This is a genomic window from Pseudomonas sp. ANT_H12B, from assembly GCF_008369325.1.
Taxonomy (GTDB): domain Bacteria; phylum Pseudomonadota; class Gammaproteobacteria; order Pseudomonadales; family Pseudomonadaceae; genus Aquipseudomonas.
The window spans coordinates 101,308-118,368 of record NZ_VOBI01000011.1; the positions used below are offsets into that span (position 1 = coordinate 101,308).

A 17,061-nucleotide genomic window follows, 5' to 3' on the forward strand; every position below is an offset into this window, starting at 1 on the left:
CGTTTAACCCTCTTTCGCAGGTGTAGGCGCCGACTGGCCGCTGTCTTTCAGGGCCTTGGTCACTTCCGGCGGCATGTACTTTTCATCGTGCTTGGCCAGCACTTCGTCGGCCACCACTACGCCGTCGGCATTGATCTTGCCGAGGGCAACGATGCCCTGCCCTTCGCGGAACAGGTCCGGAAGGATACCGCGGTAGGTGATGGTCACGGATTTGCTGAAGTCGGTGACAACGAATTTCACGTCCAGCGAATCGCCGGAACGTTGCAGCGAACCTTTCTCGACCATGCCGCCCGCGCGAATGCGCGTGTCTTGCGGGGCTTCGCCATTGGCGATCTGGGTCGGGGTGTAAAACAGATTGATGTTCTGCTGCAGGGCGCTCAGGGCCAGGCCAACGGCAGCGCCGACACCGACCAGGATCGCGAGAATGATGATAAGACGCTTTTTACGCAGGGGATTCACTTGCCGTTCTCCCGGCGCAGACGACGCGCCTCTTGTTGCAGATACCGCTTGCGGGCCAGGATCGGCGCCGCCACGTTAAGAACCAGCACCGCCAGGCAGATGCCATAGGCTGACCAGACATACAGGGCATGGTGGCCCATGGCGAGGAAGTCGCCGAATGAAGCAAAACTCATCGAGCGGTCTCCAGACTGTTCTGCACTTCGGCTTTCACCCAGCTCGCCCGGGATTCGCGCTTGAGCACTTCAAGACGCATTCGCAGCAGCAGCACCGCGCCGAAGAAACAGTAGAAACCCAGCACCGTCAGCAGCAGTGGCAGCCACATCTCGACCGGCATTGCCGGTTTTTCAGTGAGGGTGAAGGTCGCGCCCTGGTGCAGAGTGTTCCACCACTCCACCGAGTATTTGATGATCGGGATGTTGATCACGCCGACAATCGCCAGCACCGCGCAGGCCTTGGCCGCGCTGTCACGATTGCTGATCGCGTTGCCCAGCGCAATGAGACCGAAGTACAGAAACAGCAGAATAAGCATGGACGTAAGTCGCGCATCCCAGACCCACCACGAGCCCCAGGTCGGTTTGCCCCAGATTGCGCCGGTGACCAGCGCGACGGCGGTCATCCAGGCACCGATGGGCGCCGCGCATTGCAGGGCGACGTCGGCCAGCTTCATCTTCCAGACCAGCCCGACGATGCCGCACACCGCCAGCATCACGTAGATGGACTGCGCCAGCAAGGCGGCCGGAACATGGATATAAATGATGCGAAAGCTGTTGCCTTGCTGGTAGTCCGGTGGCGCGAAGGCCAAACCCCATACTACGCCAACGCCGATCAGCAGCAACGCCGCGACGCTCAGCCATGGCAGCAGCTTGCCGCTGATGCCGTAAAACCATTTGGGCGAGCCGAGCTTATGAAACCAAGTCCAGTTCATTACTGTTTCCATCACGGTTGCCGCTCGCTATCACGAGCAGTCAAGGGTCTGTCTTTTTCCAATAAAAAGTGATCAAAAAATGACCAGACCTCATTATTATTCGCCGACGCTGATCTTCAGGCCAGCAGCTATTGCAAAGGGTGTCAGGGTTATCGCCAGGGCGGTCAGGCTACCAAGCCACAAGAGATAACCGGTCGCCGGCATCCCCTGCAATGCCGCCTGCAAGGCGCCACTGCCGAGAATCAACACCGGGATGTACAACGGCAGAATCAACAGCGCCAGTAACAGGCCACCACGCTTCAATCCCACCGTCAGGGCCGCGCCTACCGCACCGAGCAGGCTCAACACCGGTGTACCCAGCAATAAAGAAAGCAGCAACACCGGCAGACAGGCGGTTGGCAAACCGAGCATCAATGCCAGCAGTGGCGCGAGCAAAACCAGTGCCAGACCGGAAAACGACCAGTGTGCCAGTACCTTGGCCAAAACCAGAAGAGGCAGAGGGTGCGGCGAAAGGACCCACTGTTCAAGTGAGCCGTCTTCGAAATCACTGCGGAAAAGCCCGTCCAGCGAGAGCAAAACCGATAAAAGGGCCGCCACCCAGACCAGTCCCGGGGACAAGGTTTGCAACAATTGAGACTCGGGTCCGACCGCCAACGGGAACAGCGAAACCACGATGGCGAAGAATACCAGCGGATTGGCCAGCTCCGCAGGTCGGCGGAACAATAGACGGGCCTCACGGGCGACCAACAGGCCGAAAACACTCATACGGCCCAGTTCCCCAAATCAATGTCGCGATAGCTGGCCGGCATTCGGCTCAGCGTGTGGTGAGTGGTCAACACCACCATGCCGCCCCGCTCGCAGTGCGCGGCCAGGTGTTCTTCGAGCTGCGCCACGCCTTGTTTGTCGAGCGCGGTGAACGGCTCATCAAGAATCCACAAGGATGGACTATCCAGGTACAACCGCGCCAACGCGACGCGACGTTGCTGGCCTGCGGACAGCGTGTGGCAGGGAACATCCTCGAAACCGCGCAGTCCGACCGCCACCAGCGCTTGCCGGATCGCCTCTTGGGAAGCCGGTTGATGCAGGGCGCAGAGCCAACTGAGGTTTTCCTCGGGGGTCAGCAGATCCTTGATGCCGGCGGCATGACCGATCCACAGCAGGTTGCGGGCCAGCTCACTGCGTTGCTCGCCCAGTGGCTGACCGTTCAACAATACCTGACCGGCGGTCGGCTGCATCAGACCGGACAACAAACGCAGCAAACTGGTCTTGCCACTGCCGTTGGGGCCGCTGATCTGCAACATTTCGCCACTGGCCAGTCTCAATTCGAGATTTTCGAAGAGCAGCCGAAGGTCTCGCTCACAGGCAAGGGCAACGGTTTGCAGGACAGGACTGGTCAAGAGATCTCGGGCCTTTAAGGTTCAAGTCGGCAGTGGAGCGGCCGCTAAAGAGATGCAGGATAAATGCATTGGCGGCTCGTTCTAAGGAGCTGGATCAAGTTTATGAAATGTTTTCAGCGTCCCGGATACATCGGGGCCGCATTATACATGCCATGCCCTACTCTAAAGAGGGCAATTTCCTCAGGTTGTGACCGCGTATGACAGGCGAAATGAACATCCTCCCACTACCGCAGACCGCGTCTGCGCCCTCACGTGCGCAGGCAGTGAGTGGAGAGCTGCTCAAATTACTGACGCCGATGGAAGGCCTGATTACTGCCGGCCAGACTGCCCGGGGCGAAGTGCTGTCGCTCAAGCAGGCCGATCAGACCTTTCAATTGCTGCTTAAGGTCACCCTCGACAGTGGCCGTCAGACCACGGTCCAGGCCACCAGCAATCAGCCGCTGCCTCAAGGCACCAGCCTGGCGATTACCCAGCCATCGGCGGGCAATCTGGCGGTCACGGTCCAACAGGCGATCGCCTCAAGCGTTGCCAGCCTCACCCGCCTCGACACTGCACAACTGCCGGTCGGCACCCTGCTGCAAGGCAAAGTGCTGACTTCCCAGGTGATGCCGCAAGTGCCGGGCCAGCCGACGGTCTTTCGCTCGTTGGTGAGCCTGCTCAACACAGCGCTGAGCGGCAGTACCCTGAGCATCGACAGTCCGCAGCCGCTGCGCATCGGCACCTTGTTGAGCGCGATGGTGCAAGACACGCAGACCTTGAAGTTCGTGCCGTTGAGCAGCCGCCAGGAACAATTGGCCGTGACGCAGCAACTGGTCAGCCAACAAAGCCGCCAGGGTTCGCTGGACGGCTTGATCAAGCTTCTGCAAAACCTGCCGGCATCGGACCAGACTTCCAGCGACCTGCGCGCCGCCGTCGACAAGCTGCTCGCCGGCCTGCCCGATGTCCGGCAACTCAGCACGCCCAAAGGCCTGGCCCTGGCGTTGGCCAACAGCGGAATGTTCCTGGAAAGCAAACTGCTCGCCGGACAAACCCCCACGCTTGCCCCGGACATGAAGGGTGATCTGCTCAAGCTGATCGCCCAACTGACACCGGCACTGCCGACCAACACCAATCTCAACGCGATTATTGCCGCCAACACGCTGGCCCAGGCCATGCCGAGTTTCGTGCGCAGCGCCCTCGGCATGCTCGGACAGGTCAGCGCAAAACCGCTGCCGACCAGTTTCCCGCTCCCCAAACGTCTGTTGCAGAGCCAGGACGGTGAAAGCGATCTCGAACACTTGCTGCGTTTGGCGGCGGCGGCAGTTTCGCGCCTGCAAAGCCATCAGTTGTCGAGCCTGGAGCAGACCGGCGTCACCGATGACGGTCGGTTGATGAGCACCTGGCAACTGGAAATCCCGATGCGCAATATGCAGGACATCGTGCCGTTGCAGGTCAAGTTCCAGCGTGAAGAAGCCCCTGAGAAAGAGCAGCAAAACGAACGTCGTGACGAACGCGAGCCCAAACAACAATTGTGGCGCGTCGAGCTTGCATTCGACATGGAGCCTTTGGGACCGTTGCAAATTCAGGCGCAACTGATCAAAGGCAGCCTGTCCGGCCAGTTGTGGGCCGAACGTCCTTACACCGCCAGCCTGATCGAAAGCAATCTGGCCAGTTTGCGCGACCGTTTGTTGTCATCTGGCCTGAACGTCGGCGATCTCGATTGCCACCTCGGTACGCCACCGCAAGGTGCAAAAACCCGCCTCGAACAACGCTGGGTCGACGAAACCGCATGAGAAACCCCAACGCCCCACGCCAGGCCATCGCGCTCAAATACGACGGCACCCACGCACCTACCCTCACGGCCAAAGGTGACGAGGAACTGGCCGAAGCCATTCTCAAGATTGCCCGCGAATGTGAAGTGCCGATCTACGAAAACGCCGAGTTGGTGAAACTGCTGGCGAGGATGGAACTGGGGGACAGTATTCCGGAGGCGTTGTATCGCACGATTGCCGAGATCATCGCGTTTGCCTGGAACCTGAAGGGCAAATTCCCTGAAGGGCAGGATCCGGATGCGCCGATGGTCGAGAAAGATATCACCGATCGCGGCGACGACTACTGATCGTTCCCACGCAGAGCATGGGAACGATCTCTGACAGGCATCAGTTCTTGTGCAGCTTACGCATCAACTCCGCCTCAGCCTGGGTCAACCCGCAAGACTGAGTCAGCTCATTAACGGTAGCGCCCATCCCGACCAATCGCGCCGCCTGGGCAAACGACAGGCTCGACGGGTCGCGCTGTTCCAGCTGCGCCAGTTTGTCCGGCAATGGCCCGACCACCGCGCGCAGTTCGTGCAGGTCTTCACCCATGCGCACGTTGCCGCTCTGGTAGTCGTCGACGCGCTTGGCCAGCTCCTTGATGCGCTGATCGCGCAGCGCATCGCCCTGAGCCTGTTGCGCGGCAATCAGCCGTTGGCCGCGTATGTACGCCAGAAACATCGCCAGCGTGCCTGCCCAAAACAGGAACAGGACAATGACTGCAACCTCAAGAATCAATCAGATGTTCTCCAGATCCGACCATTCTTCTTCGCTCATCATCTTGTCGAGCTCGACCAGGATCAGCAGTTCGTTGTTCTTGTTGCACACGCCTTGAATGAACTTGGCGGATTCTTCGTTACCGACGTTCGGCGCGGTTTCGATTTCCGACTGACGCAGGTAAACCACTTCGGCGACGCTGTCGACCATGATTCCGACGACTTGTTTGTCGGCTTCGATGATGACGATTCGGGTGTTGTCGCTGATTTCGGCATTCATCAGGCCGAAGCGCTGACGGGTGTCGATCACGGTGACCACGTTACCGCGCAGGTTGATGATGCCCAGGACGTAGCTTGGGGCACCCGGGACCGGGGCAATTTCGGTGTAACGCAGGACTTCCTGAACGCGCATCACGTTGATGCCGTAGGTTTCATTGTCCAGTTTGAAGGTCACCCATTGCAGGATCGGATCTTCAGAACCTTTTGCATTCGTCGCTTGATTACTCATACCCTGACCCTCGAAAAACCGCTTCTGGCGGTGTGTGTTCTGTAGGCGGCATTCAACAATGCCGTCGCATACTTGTTATGTCGGCAGCTATGTCGGTTTGTGTAGCGGCTTGCTGCCGCCCATGTGCTTTGCCCCGCCGCTGGCGATCAACTCGGCCAGTGCGGAAACGTCCAGCAGCGCACACATGTGCTCAATCACCGTGCCGGCGAGCCATGGCCGCTGACCTCGATGACTTCTCCATTTGATTTCGTTCGGGTTCAGGCGCAACGAGCGACTGACTTGATGCACCGCCAGCCCCCACTCGTAGCCCTGAACCGAAATGACGTACTGCAGGCCCTGACGGAAATCGTCGCGATAACGGTCCGGCATGACCCAACGTGCGGTATCCAGCACTTTCAGGTTGCCGGCCTGACTCGGCAGGATCCCGAGGAACCATTCCGGCTGACCGAACAGCGGCGTCAGCTCGTGACCGGCCAACGAATAAATCGAGCCCAGGCACACCAGCGGCACCGCCAGGGTCAACCCGGCAACATCGAACAACAGGCATTCGAACGGCTCGGCGGCCCATGCCGGACGGCCGTCGGTTTCCACCGGTGGCGGCGTGTTGCTGGGTGGCAGATGAACTTCGACCACCGGCGGCACCAAGGCTTGCAGCAGCGGCGCAATCGTCAAGACCGGTGCAAGTACCGGTGCTGGTGCTTCGATCACGGCGACCGGCGCTTTCGCTACGATTGGCGCAACCACTGGCGCGGCGACGACGGCAGATTTCTGCGCATCGCGGGCCTGTTCTTCCAGCACCGCCGCCTGGAATTCGTCCAGAGCAGCTTCAGCCTCCACAACCTCGGGCAGCGCCTCGACTTCCGGCGGCAACTCTTCGGTCGCCTCCATCAGCAAGCTGTCCAGATAAGACTGGAGCGCCAGTTGCGGACGCGAGGTGATTTTTACCGGCCGGTTCATCTCACGCCACCTGCGGGACAAGTTGTGCGGCCAGCAAATGCTTGAGCAGTGCGCGGTACGCGAGAACGCCACGGCTTTTACCGTCGAACTGCGAAGGCGTCACGCCGGCACGGCTGGCATCACGCAAGCGGGTGTCGACGGGAATGTAGCCCTGCCAGATGTCTTCCGGGTACTTGTCGCGCAACACCCGAAGCGTGCTGAGAGAAGCCTGCGTGCGACGGTCGAACAGGGTCGGCACGATGCTGAAGGGCAGCGCCTGTTTGCGCGAACGGTTGATCATCGCCAGGGTATTGACCATGCGTTCCAGACCTTTGACCGCCAGGTGTTCGGTCTGCACCGGGATCACCAACTGCTGGCTCGCCGCCAAGGCATTGACCATCAGCACACCAAGCAACGGCGGACTGTCGATCACCGCGTAATCGAAGTCCTGCCACAACTGCGCCAGGCTCTTGGCGATCACCAGGCCCAAACCACTCTGGCCCGGCGACTGGCGTTCAAGGGTCGCCAGTGCAGTGCTCGACGGCAACAGGGAAATATTGTCGTGACTGGTGGGCATCAACAACTGACCAGGCAAGCCTTGCGGCACGCTGCCCTTGTGCAGGAAAAGGTCGTAGCTGCTGTGTTCCAGGCTGTCGGGGTCGTAACCGAAGTAGCTGGTCATAGAGCCGTGAGGATCGAGATCGACCACGACCACGCGCTTGCCCGCCTCGGCCAGTAAACCGGCTAAAGCGATAGAGGAAGTGGTTTTACCGACCCCACCCTTTTGATTGGCGACTGCCCAGACTCTCATTCGGATTGTTCCTCCCGGTCGAACCGGTCGACCGAGAAATAGCTCAACGTATTAATGCGGGTGACGGAGAATTGACGGCGCTCTCTCGTACCGGCGACTTGACCGGGGTCGGTGCAGTTTGTGTGCCAGCACGCTTCAACGCGGCATCGGGTTGCGCTTTAGCGGTTCCGGTACCGGTAAGGCTGCGACGTACATCGAGATTTCGTGACACCACCAGCACGACGCGACGGTTGCGTGCCCGGCCCTCAGCAGTGGCGTTGTTGGCTACCGGCTGGAATTCGCCGTAACCCACCGACGCCAGACGACCGGGGTTCACGCCCTGCATCGCCAGCATGCGCACGATGCTCGCCGAGCGGGCCGAGGACAGCTCCCAGTTAGTCGGGTACTGCGCGGTGCGGATCGGTTGATCGTCAGTGAAACCTTCGACGTGGATCGGGTTGTCGAACGGCTTCAGAATCACGGCGACTTTGTCGATGATGTTGAACGCGATGTCGCTGGGCATGGCGTCGCCACTGCCGAACAACAGGCTGGAATTGAGTTCGATCTCGACCCACAGTTCGTTGCCGCGAATGGTCATCTGGTTGGAGCTGATCAGGTCGCCGAACGCCGCGCTGATGTCATCGGCGATGCTTTTGAGCGGATCGTTGGCGGCCTGGGCGATGCCGGCGTCGATCTGCTCGCTGTCTTTAACCAACGGTTTGGCCGGGGTCACGGTCTTCGGTCGTTCATCACCGATCGGGATCGGCTTGAGGGCACGATCCGAATCGGTGAACACGCCGATCAACGCTTCCGAGATGACCTTGTACTTGCCTTCGTTGATCGAAGAGATCGAATACATCACCACGAAAAAGGCGAACAGCAACGTGATGAAGTCAGCGTAGGAAACCAGCCAACGTTCATGGTTTACATGTTCTTCAGGTTGCCGACGTCGAGCCATAGTCCATTACCCCCATCAATCCATGAAGCCCTGAAGCTTCAACTCAATAGAGCGAGGGTTTTCACCTTCGGCGATCGACAAAATGCCTTCCAGCAACATTTCGCGATAACGCGACTGCCGCAAAGCGACGGACTTGAGTTTGGCGGCAATCGGCAGCAGCACCAGGTTGGCACTGGCCACGCCATAGATGGTGGCGACGAAGGCCACGGCAATGCCGCTGCCCAGCTGCGATGGATCGGCCAGGTTGCCCATGACGTGGATCAGGCCCATCACCGCACCGATGATGCCGATGGTCGGCGCGTAGCCGCCCATGCTTTCGAAGACTTTGGCGGCTTCGATGTCGCGGCTTTCCTGGGTGTAGAAATCCACTTCAAGGATGCTGCGAATCGCTTCCGGCTCGGCGCCGTCCACCAACAGTTGCAGACCTTTGCGCGAGTAGCTGTCGGGTTCGGCGTCGGCCACCCCTTCCAGACCGAGCAGACCTTCCTTGCGCGCGGTCAGGCTCCAGTTCACCACGCGATCGATGCCGCCGGCCAAATCAACACGCGGAGGAAACAGGATCCAGGCGAGGATCTGCATGGAACGCTTGAAAGCGCTCATCGGCGATTGCAGCAACGCCGCACCGACGGTCCCGCCGATCACGATCAACGCCGCCGGACCATTGGCCAGGGCGCCGAGGTGACCACCTTCAAGGTAGTTGCCGCCGATGATGGCGACGAACGCCATGATGATCCCGATAAGACTCAGAACATCCATCAGATACAAGCCTCGATCAGGTGCCTGCCGATATCGTCCAGGCCGTACACCGCGTCGGCGAGTTCGGCTTTGACGATGGCCATCGGCATGCCGTAGATCACGCAGCTGGCTTCATCCTGAGCCCAGATCGAGCTGCCACCTTGCTTGAGCAGACGTGCGCCTTCACGACCGTCGGCGCCCATGCCGGTCAGTACAACCGCCAGAACTTTGTCGCCGTAGGACTTGGCCGCCGAACCGAAGGTAATGTCGACGCACGGCTTGTAGTTCAGACGCTCGTCGCCCGGGAGAATTTTCACCGCGCCACGGCCGTCGATCATCATCTGTTTGCCACCCGGTGCCAGCAGCGCCATGCCCGGACGCAGGATGTCGCCATCCTCGGCTTCCTTGACGCTGATGCGGCAGAGCTTGTCCAGACGCTCGGCGAAGGCCTTGGTGAAAGCGGCCGGCATGTGCTGGATCAACACGATCGGTGCCGGGAAGTTGGCCGGCAACTGAGTCAGAACCCGTTGCAAGGCAACCGGCCCACCAGTGGACGTACCGATAGCCACCAGTTTGTAGGCTTTGCGTTTCGGCGCTGGCGACGATGGGCTGGCCGCATGGCTGCGAGCAGGAATCGGCGCAGGAGCCGGACGTGCAGGCGCGCTGCTGCCATAACTGCCGACGCTCGAAGGCGCAGGTGTCGGGGCGGGGGCAGCGACGGGGGCCGGGGCAGCGTAGGTGCTGACACGACGGTTACTGCGCGAGATGCTGAGAATCTTCTCGCACAGCAGTTGTTTGACCTTCTCCGGGTTGCGCGAGATGTCTTCGAAATTCTTCGGCAGGAAATCCACCGCGCCGGCGTCCAGCGCATCCAGGGTGACCCGGGCGCCTTCGTGCGTCAGTGAGGAGAACATCAATACCGGGGTCGGGCAGCGCTGCATGATGTGCCGCACTGCCGTGATGCCATCCATCATCGGCATCTCGTAGTCCATGGTGATCACGTCTGGCTTGAGGGCCAGCGCCTGATCGATCGCCTCTTTTCCGTTGGTCGCCGTGCCGACGACCTGGATATTTGGATCCGCTGAAAGAATTTCCGAGACGCGGCGGCGGAAAAACCCCGAATCATCCACCACCAGGACTTTGACTGCCATAAACACTCCGTTAGACGGAGCGAGGCTCAGTCGCCCCGCTCCACCAGAATCAAATACGCCGTGCGGCGTAACGCTTGAGCATGCTCGGAACATCGAGAATCAGCGCAATGCGGCCGTCACCGGTGATGGTGGCGCCGGACATGCCCGGGGTTCCCTGGAGCATTTTGCCCAATGGCTTGATGACCACTTCTTCCTGTCCCACCAGTTGATCGACGACGAAGCCGATCCGCTGAGTGCCGACCGAAAGGATCACCACGTGGCCTTCGCGCTGCTCTTCGTGAGCGGCGGAGCTGACCAGCCAGCGCTTGAGGTAGAAGAGTGGCAGCGCCTTGTCCCGCACGATCACCACTTCCTGGCCGTCCACCACGTTGGTGCGCGACAGGTCGAGGTGGAAGATCTCGTTGACGTTCACCAGCGGGAACGCAAACGCCTGGTTGCCCAGCATGACCATCAGCGTCGGCATGATCGCCAGCGTCAACGGCACCTTGATGACGATCTTCGAGCCTTTGCCCTTGGTCGAGTAGATATTGATGGTGCCGTTGAGCTGGGCGATCTTGGTTTTCACCACGTCCATGCCCACGCCACGACCCGACACGTCGGAGATCTCGGTTTTGGTCGAGAAACCCGGCGCGAAGATCAGGTTGAAGCAATCGGACTCGCTGAGGCGGTCCGCTGCATCCTTGTCCATCAAGCCTTTCTTGACCGCGATACCGCGCAAAACATCAGCGTCCATGCCCTTGCCGTCATCGGAGATGGACAGCAGGATGTGGTCGCCTTCCTGTTCGGCGGACAGGATCACCTTGCCGCTGCGAGGCTTGCCCATCGCTTCGCGCTCGGCCGGCTCTTCGATACCGTGGTCGACCGAGTTGCGCACCAAGTGGACCAGCGGGTCGGCCAAGGCCTCGACGAGGTTCTTGTCGAGGTCGGTTTCTTCGCCGACCAGTTCCAGGTTGATCTCTTTCTTGAGCTGGCGAGCCAGGTCGCGAACCAGGCGCGGAAAGCGCCCGAAGACTTTCTTGATCGGTTGCATCCGGGTCTTCATGACCGCGGTTTGCAGGTCGGCCGTGACCACGTCGAGGTTCGACACGGCTTTGGACATGGCTTCGTCGCCGCTGTTGAGGCCCAGACGGACCAAGCGGTTACGCACCAGTACCAACTCGCCGACCATGTTCATGATTTCGTCGAGACGCGCGGTATCGACCCGCACAGTGGTTTCGGCTTCGCTGGCCGGTTTTTCTGAGGGTGGCGCGGCCGGGGCACGAGCCGGTGCCGGTGCAGCAGCAGGCTTCGGCGCCTCGGCTTTTGGCTCGGGCGCTTTGGCGACGGGTTTCGGTGCAGGTGCCGGCGCCTTGGCAGCGGGAGCCGTCACCACAGTGCCGGTGCCCACTTCAGTGAACTTGCCTTTGCCATGCAATTCGTCGAGCAGCGATTCGAACTCAAGATCAGAGATCAGATCCCCCCCGGCCGCTTTAGCGGTAGGCGCAGCCGGGACCGGCACCGCAGCAATGGCCGACTCCAGCGCATCGACGGCAAAGTTGCCCTTGCCGTGCAGTTGATCGAGCAGTGCTTCAAATTCGTCGTCGGTGATGTCGGAACTGTCGCCTGCCGCTTTCGGTGCAACCGGTGCGGCTGGCGCCGGGGCAACCGCATCGACGGCGAACTGGCCTTTACCGTGCAGCTGATCGAGCAACGACTCGAACTCGGCATCGGTAATTTCGTCGCTGGCCGCTGCATTGCTGCTCGGCGCTGGCACAGCTGCCGGGGCCTCTGCCTGAGCCTTGACGGCATTCAGCGAGTCCAGCAGTTGCTCGAATTCGTTATCAGTGATGTCGCCCGATTCGACTTCGGCAGCCGGTTCTTCGGCCACCGGTGCGGGTACATCCTCCGATTGCGGCTCGGCCAGACGGGCCAGAGCAGCCAGCAATTGAGGAGTGGCAGCCGTGATCGGACTGCGTTCGCGGACTTCAGTGAACATGCCGTTCACCGCGTCCAGCGCCTCAAGAACCACGTCCATCAGTTCCGAGTCGACCCGTCGTTCACCCTTGCGCAGGATGTCGAACACGTTCTCGGCGATGTGACAGCACTCCACCAGCTCGTTGAGCTGGAGGAAGCCGGCGCCCCCTTTTACAGTGTGAAAACCGCGAAAAATTGCATTGAGCAAGTCCGCATCATCGGGTCGACTTTCAAGCTCGACCAGTTGTTCGGACAGCTGCTCTAGAATCTCGCCGGCCTCAACCAGGAAATCCTGAAGGATCTCTTCATCGGCGCCGAAGCTCATTAAGGGGGTGCTCCTGAGGTCTAAAAACCTAAAAAACCTAAAATGCTAAAACTCTAAAATCCTAGGCTGGATAACAAATCGTCCACATCGTCCTGACCGGACACAACGTCTTCTCTTTTATCGGCATGAATCTGCGGACCTTCACCCTGAGAGAGATGTTTTTGCGGATCTTTTTCAGCCAGCATCGCTTCACGGTCATGTTCGATGCCCGCAAAGCGGTCCACCTGACTGGCCATGAGCACGAGCTTGAGCAGGTTGCTTTCAACTTCGGTGACCAATTGGGTCACACGCTTGATCACCTGACCGGTGAGGTCCTGGTAATCCTGCGCGAGCAGAATGTCGTTGAGGTTGCTCGACACCACGCGGTTGTCTTCGCTGCTGCGTGTCAGGAAACCGTCGACTCGCCGGGCCAGTTCGCGGAACTCTTCAGCGCCGACTTCGCGACGCATGAACCGTCCCCAATCGGTGCTCAAGGCCTGGGCTTCGTTGCTCAGGCCATTGACCAGCGGCGTGGCGTTTTCCACCAGGTCCATGGTGCGGTTGGCCGCGGCCTCGGTCAGTTTGACCACATAACCCAGGCGCTCGGTGGCATCTGTGATTTGTGAGACTTCCTCGGCTTGCGGCATGTTCGGGTCAATCTGGAAATTGACGATCGCGCTATGCAGCTCGCGAGTGAGCTTGCCCACTTCCTGATACAGGCCACGGTCACGGGTCTGGTTGAGCTCATGGATCAGTTGCACAGCGTCGCCAAACCTGCCTTTTTCAAGGCTCTCGACCAGTTCGACTGCGTGTTTTTTCAGGGTCGACTCGAAATCGCCCTGTGAAGATTCGTTATGCTCCATAGCTTCCCCGTGGCTCAGTTGCTCAACCGATGCGTTCGAAAATCTTTTCGATTTTGTCTTTCAACGCCTGGGCCGTGAAGGGTTTGACCACATAGCCGTTTACACCGGCCTGGGCCGCTTCGATGATCTGCTCGCGCTTGGCTTCAGCGGTCACCATCAGCACTGGCAGGCTTTTGAGTTTTTCATCGGCGCGCACATGGCGCAGCAGATCGATACCGGTCATGCCAGGCATGTTCCAGTCTGTTACCAGAAAGTCGATGCTGCCGCTGTTGAGAACCGGAATGGCAGTGATGCCATCGTCAGCCTCGACCGTGTTGGTGAACCCAAGGTCACGCAACAGGTTTTTAATGATCCGCCGCATCGTTGAGAAGTCATCAACGATGAGGATTTTCATGTTCTTGTCCAATTCGACCTCCAAGCAGTCTTAAACGCGCCCAGCACCTGGACACGCCATTTCAATCAATCCGGCAAAGCACTCAATGACTGTCTGGAGCACAACAGATCGAGACCGGCGCGGTTAAACACCACACCAGCCAAGTTCGCAGTGTCCCCACACTGCCTTCAGCGCGCTCGCCACTCCCCCAAACGCCCCCGCAAACGGGCCGCGCACTGGCTGTGTAACTGGCTGACCCGAGATTCGCTAACCCCCAGGACCTCACCGATTTCCTTGAGATTCAGCTCTTCGTCGTAGTACAGCGCCAACACCAGTCGCTCACGCTCCGGCAAATTGGCAATCGCGTCCGCCAGTGCAGTCTGGAAGCGTTCATCTTCCAGATCGCGTGACGGCTCCAGATGAGCACTGGCGCCATCCTCGTGCAGCCCTTCGTGTTCGCCGTCCTGCAACAGATCGTCGAAACTGAATAACCGACTGCCCAGGGTGTCGTTCAAAATCCCGTAATAATCATCGAGACTCAATTGGAGTTCGGCCGCAACTTCGTGATCTTTAGCGTCACGACCTGTTTTAGCTTCAATCGAGCGAATGGCGTCGCTGACCATCCGGGTATTGCGGTGGACCGAACGTGGCGCCCAGTCCCCCTTGCGGACTTCGTCGAGCATGGCGCCGCGGATTCGTATGCCCGCGTACGTCTCGAAACTCGCCCCTTTGCTGGCGTCGTATTTGGTCGACACTTCAAGCAGGCCGATCATCCCGGCCTGGATCAGGTCTTCGACCTGGACACTGGCCGGCAAACGCGCCAGCAAGTGGTAGGCAATGCGTTTGACCAGTGGCGCGTAACGCTCGATCAGGTCGTACTGCGCGTCACGTGCCGACTTCTTGTAAAGGTTGTAGCCACCGGCTGTCATAGCACAGGTCCTGCCGTTTGTTGCACGAGGCGCTCGACGAAAAACTCCAGGTGCCCACGCGGGTTGGCAGGCAGCGGCCAGGTATCGACTTTTTGTGCGATCGCCTTGAAGGCCAGCGAGCACTTGGAACGCGGAAAGGCCTCATAGACGGCGCGCTGCTTCTGCACAGCCTTGCGCACGCTTTCGTCGTACGGCACCGCGCCGACGTATTGTAAGGCGACGTCGAGGAAGCGATCTGTGACCTTGGTCAACTTGGCGAACAAGTTGCGACCTTCCTGCGGGCTCTGGGCCATGTTGGCCAGGACACGGAAGCGGTTCATGCCGTAATCGCGGTTCAATAGTTTGATCAGCGCATAGGCGTCGGTGATGGAAGTCGGCTCGTCACACACCACCAGCAAGACTTCCTGGGCTGCGCGAACGAAACTGACTACCGAGTCACCAATGCCCGCAGCGGTGTCGATCACCAGGACGTCGAGGTTGTCGCCGATATCGCTGAATGCCTGGATCAGGCCGGCGTGTTGAGCCGGGCTCAGATGAACCATGCTCTGTGTGCCGGACGCGGCCGGGACGATGCGAATGCCGCCGGGGCCCTGCAACAGTACGTCGCGCAGCTCGCAGCGGCCTTCGATCACATCGGCCAGGGTACGTTTGGGTGTCAGTCCCAGCAGGACGTCGACGTTCGCCAGCCCCAGATCGGCGTCCAGCAGCATGACGCGCCGGCCGAGCTCAGCTAGAGCCAGGGACAAGTTCACTGACACGTTAGTCTTCCCGACGCCACCTTTGCCGCCGGTCACCGCGATCACCTGTACGGGATGCATGCTGCCCATGAATTTTCTTTACCTTGTCTTACTTAGACGGAGGCCACATTACTGGCTGCGCGTTCACAAACGGAACAATGCATGGCAGACCATCGATGTAGGTACAAAACTGTCATTAGTACCTCAGCCGACCTGCTTGGTCGGGCTGTGGTAAATATCAGCGAACATGTCAGCCATGGCTTCTTCGCTGGGTTCTTCTTGCATTTGCACGCTTACGGCGCGACTGACCAACTGATGACGACGCGGCAGATGTAAATCATCCGGAATCCGCGGGCCATCGGTCAGGTAGGCCACCGGCAATTCATGACTGATGGCCAGACTCAACACCTCGCCCAGACTTGCCGTTTCATCCAGTTTAGTCAGGATGCAGCCAGCGAGCCCGCAGCGTTTGTAACTGTGATAAGCAGCCGTTAGAACCTGTTTCTGGCTGGTGGTTGCCAAAACCAGATAATTTTTCGATTTGATGCCACGACCGGCCAGGCTTTCGAGCTGCATACGCAGTGCCGGATCGCTGGCCTGAAGGCCCGCGGTATCAATCAGCACCACGCGTTTGCGCAGCAAAGGCTCCAGCGCCTGCACCAACGATTGGCCCGGATCGACATGTGTCACCGACACATTGAGGATCCGGCCCAACGTTTTGAGTTGTTCCTGAGCACCAATACGGTAGCTGTCCATGCTGACCAGCGCGATATTTTGCGCGCCGTACTTGAGCACGTAACGGGCCGCGAGTTTGGCCAGGGTGGTGGTCTTGCCCATGCCGGCAGGGCCGACCATGGCAATCACGCCGCCCTCTTCCAGAGGCTCGACTTCCGGTGTGGCGATCATCCGCGCCAGGTGCGCCAGCAACATGCGCCAGGCCTGACGAGGTTCTTCAATATCGGTAATCAGCGCCAGCAAATCGCGCGACAACGGGCCGGACAGGCCGATGCGTTGCAGACGACGCCAGAGGTTGGCCTGGGCCGGACGGCTGCCTTGCAGCTGATTCCAGGCCAGGGAGCCCAGTTGTACTTCCATCAGTTCGCGCAGGCTGTTGAGTTCGAAACGCATCGAGTCGAACGCCCGTGGGTCGACGCCACCGGAGGCAGGTGCCACAGCCGGTGCAGGACGACGGGGTTCGCTGTAGGTCGGTTCGATCAACGGCTCGGCGGCGGTCAGCGGCAGGCCGGCGAACAACTGGCGATTGGTGCTCTTGTCGCTCTCGCCATCGCTGCGCAGGCTCAGTTCGGCCTGGGCGGTGACGATCCGCGACTGGGTCTTGCGCAGCTCGTCCTCGAGTTCCATGTTCGGAACACGCGGGGCCAGCGCCGACAATTTGTAATCCAGCGCAGCCGTCAGCTCGACACCACCGGCGATCCGGCGGTTGCCAATGATGGCGGCATCAGCGCCCAGCTCATCACGAACCAGCTTCATGGCCTGACGCATATCGGCGGCGAAAAAACGCTTAACTTGCATA

20 protein-coding genes are annotated in these 17,061 nt (G+C 59.8%); 2 read left to right on the plus strand and 18 right to left on the minus strand.

Annotated features, from left to right (window positions below):
- Positions 1–3: 3 nt before the first annotated feature.
- The 5 genes from ccmE to ccmA all read right to left on the minus strand — a co-directional run bounded on the left by ccmE (position 4) and on the right by ccmA (position 2,781).
- Positions 4–459: a cytochrome c maturation protein CcmE gene (ccmE, locus tag FQ185_RS18220; protein ID WP_149418622.1), complete on the minus strand. Its 456-nt coding sequence runs from the start codon at positions 457–459 to the stop codon at positions 4–6.
- Positions 456–632, minus strand: a complete 177-nt coding sequence (gene ccmD / locus FQ185_RS18225; protein WP_027922383.1) for a heme exporter protein CcmD — start codon at positions 630–632, stop codon at positions 456–458. The genes ccmE and ccmD overlap by 4 nt, the downstream gene beginning before the upstream one ends.
- The gene (locus FQ185_RS18230; RefSeq protein ID WP_149418623.1) at positions 629–1,384 is read right to left on the minus strand and encodes a heme ABC transporter permease; all 756 of its coding nucleotides are present in this window, start codon (positions 1,382–1,384) and stop codon (positions 629–631) included. The genes ccmD and FQ185_RS18230 overlap by 4 nt, the downstream gene beginning before the upstream one ends.
- A 96-nt stretch (positions 1,385–1,480) precedes the next feature.
- Positions 1,481–2,149, minus strand: coding sequence for a heme exporter protein CcmB (ccmB, locus tag FQ185_RS18235; protein ID WP_059407539.1), 669 nt, complete (start codon positions 2,147–2,149; stop codon positions 1,481–1,483).
- Positions 2,146–2,781, minus strand: a complete 636-nt coding sequence (gene ccmA, locus FQ185_RS18240) for a cytochrome c biogenesis heme-transporting ATPase CcmA (RefSeq protein ID WP_149418624.1) — start codon at positions 2,779–2,781, stop codon at positions 2,146–2,148. Before ccmA ends, ccmB begins: the two co-directional genes overlap by 4 nt.
- A gap of 197 nt (positions 2,782–2,978) precedes the next feature.
- Here ccmA and FQ185_RS18245 point away from each other — a divergent pair, with 197 nt between their 5' ends.
- Together FQ185_RS18245 and FQ185_RS18250 are read left to right on the plus strand one after the other, a co-directional pair.
- Positions 2,979–4,553: a flagellar hook-length control protein FliK gene (locus tag FQ185_RS18245; RefSeq protein WP_149418625.1), complete on the plus strand. Its 1,575-nt coding sequence runs from the start codon at positions 2,979–2,981 to the stop codon at positions 4,551–4,553.
- Positions 4,550–4,879, plus strand: coding sequence for an EscU/YscU/HrcU family type III secretion system export apparatus switch protein (locus FQ185_RS18250; RefSeq protein WP_149418626.1), 330 nt, complete (start codon positions 4,550–4,552; stop codon positions 4,877–4,879). The genes FQ185_RS18245 and FQ185_RS18250 overlap by 4 nt, the downstream gene beginning before the upstream one ends.
- Before the next feature lie 40 nt (positions 4,880–4,919).
- Here the strand turns inward: FQ185_RS18250 and FQ185_RS18255 are convergent, their stop codons facing one another.
- The 13 genes from FQ185_RS18255 to flhF form a co-directional block, all read right to left on the minus strand.
- Positions 4,920–5,312: a DUF2802 domain-containing protein gene (locus tag FQ185_RS18255; protein WP_149418627.1), complete on the minus strand. Its 393-nt coding sequence runs from the start codon at positions 5,310–5,312 to the stop codon at positions 4,920–4,922.
- Complete coding sequence (locus tag FQ185_RS18260) at positions 5,313–5,798, minus strand: chemotaxis protein CheW (RefSeq protein WP_008155806.1); 486 nt, start codon at positions 5,796–5,798, stop codon at positions 5,313–5,315. It abuts the gene before it with no gap.
- Between the two features lie 87 nt (positions 5,799–5,885).
- Positions 5,886–6,755, minus strand: a complete 870-nt coding sequence (locus FQ185_RS18265) for a CheW domain-containing protein (protein WP_149418628.1) — start codon at positions 6,753–6,755, stop codon at positions 5,886–5,888.
- A 1-nt stretch (position 6,756) separates the two neighbouring features.
- Positions 6,757–7,545: a ParA family protein gene (locus tag FQ185_RS18270; protein ID WP_149418629.1), complete on the minus strand. Its 789-nt coding sequence runs from the start codon at positions 7,543–7,545 to the stop codon at positions 6,757–6,759.
- A 43-nt stretch (positions 7,546–7,588) separates the two neighbouring features.
- Complete coding sequence (motD, locus tag FQ185_RS18275) at positions 7,589–8,482, minus strand: flagellar motor protein MotD (protein ID WP_149418630.1); 894 nt, start codon at positions 8,480–8,482, stop codon at positions 7,589–7,591.
- A gap of 15 nt (positions 8,483–8,497) precedes the next feature.
- Positions 8,498–9,238 (minus strand): flagellar motor protein, encoded by a 741-nt coding sequence (locus tag FQ185_RS18280; RefSeq protein WP_149418631.1) that lies wholly within the window; start codon positions 9,236–9,238, stop codon positions 8,498–8,500.
- Entirely contained in the window at positions 9,238–10,368 is a 1,131-nt protein-coding gene (locus FQ185_RS18285; protein ID WP_149418632.1) for a chemotaxis response regulator protein-glutamate methylesterase, read from the minus strand. Before FQ185_RS18285 ends, FQ185_RS18280 begins: the two co-directional genes overlap by 1 nt.
- Before the next feature lie 49 nt (positions 10,369–10,417).
- Entirely contained in the window at positions 10,418–12,646 is a 2,229-nt protein-coding gene (locus tag FQ185_RS18290) for a chemotaxis protein CheA (RefSeq protein ID WP_149418633.1), read from the minus strand.
- Between the two features lie 53 nt (positions 12,647–12,699).
- Complete coding sequence (locus FQ185_RS18295) at positions 12,700–13,488, minus strand: protein phosphatase CheZ (RefSeq protein WP_074874578.1); 789 nt, start codon at positions 13,486–13,488, stop codon at positions 12,700–12,702.
- 22 nt (positions 13,489–13,510) lie between these two features.
- Positions 13,511–13,882: a chemotaxis response regulator CheY gene (locus tag FQ185_RS18300; RefSeq protein WP_178113559.1), complete on the minus strand. Its 372-nt coding sequence runs from the start codon at positions 13,880–13,882 to the stop codon at positions 13,511–13,513.
- A 167-nt stretch (positions 13,883–14,049) separates the two neighbouring features.
- Entirely contained in the window at positions 14,050–14,790 is a 741-nt protein-coding gene (gene fliA, locus FQ185_RS18305; RefSeq protein ID WP_149418635.1) for an RNA polymerase sigma factor FliA, read from the minus strand.
- On the minus strand, positions 14,787–15,617 hold the full coding sequence (gene fleN / locus FQ185_RS18310) for a flagellar synthesis regulator FleN (RefSeq protein ID WP_008001746.1): 831 nt from the start codon (positions 15,615–15,617) through the stop codon (positions 14,787–14,789). Before fleN ends, fliA begins: the two co-directional genes overlap by 4 nt.
- A 114-nt stretch (positions 15,618–15,731) precedes the next feature.
- Positions 15,732–17,060, minus strand: coding sequence for a flagellar biosynthesis protein FlhF (gene flhF, locus FQ185_RS18315; protein WP_149418636.1), 1,329 nt, complete (start codon positions 17,058–17,060; stop codon positions 15,732–15,734).
- Position 17,061 lies beyond the last annotated feature (1 nt).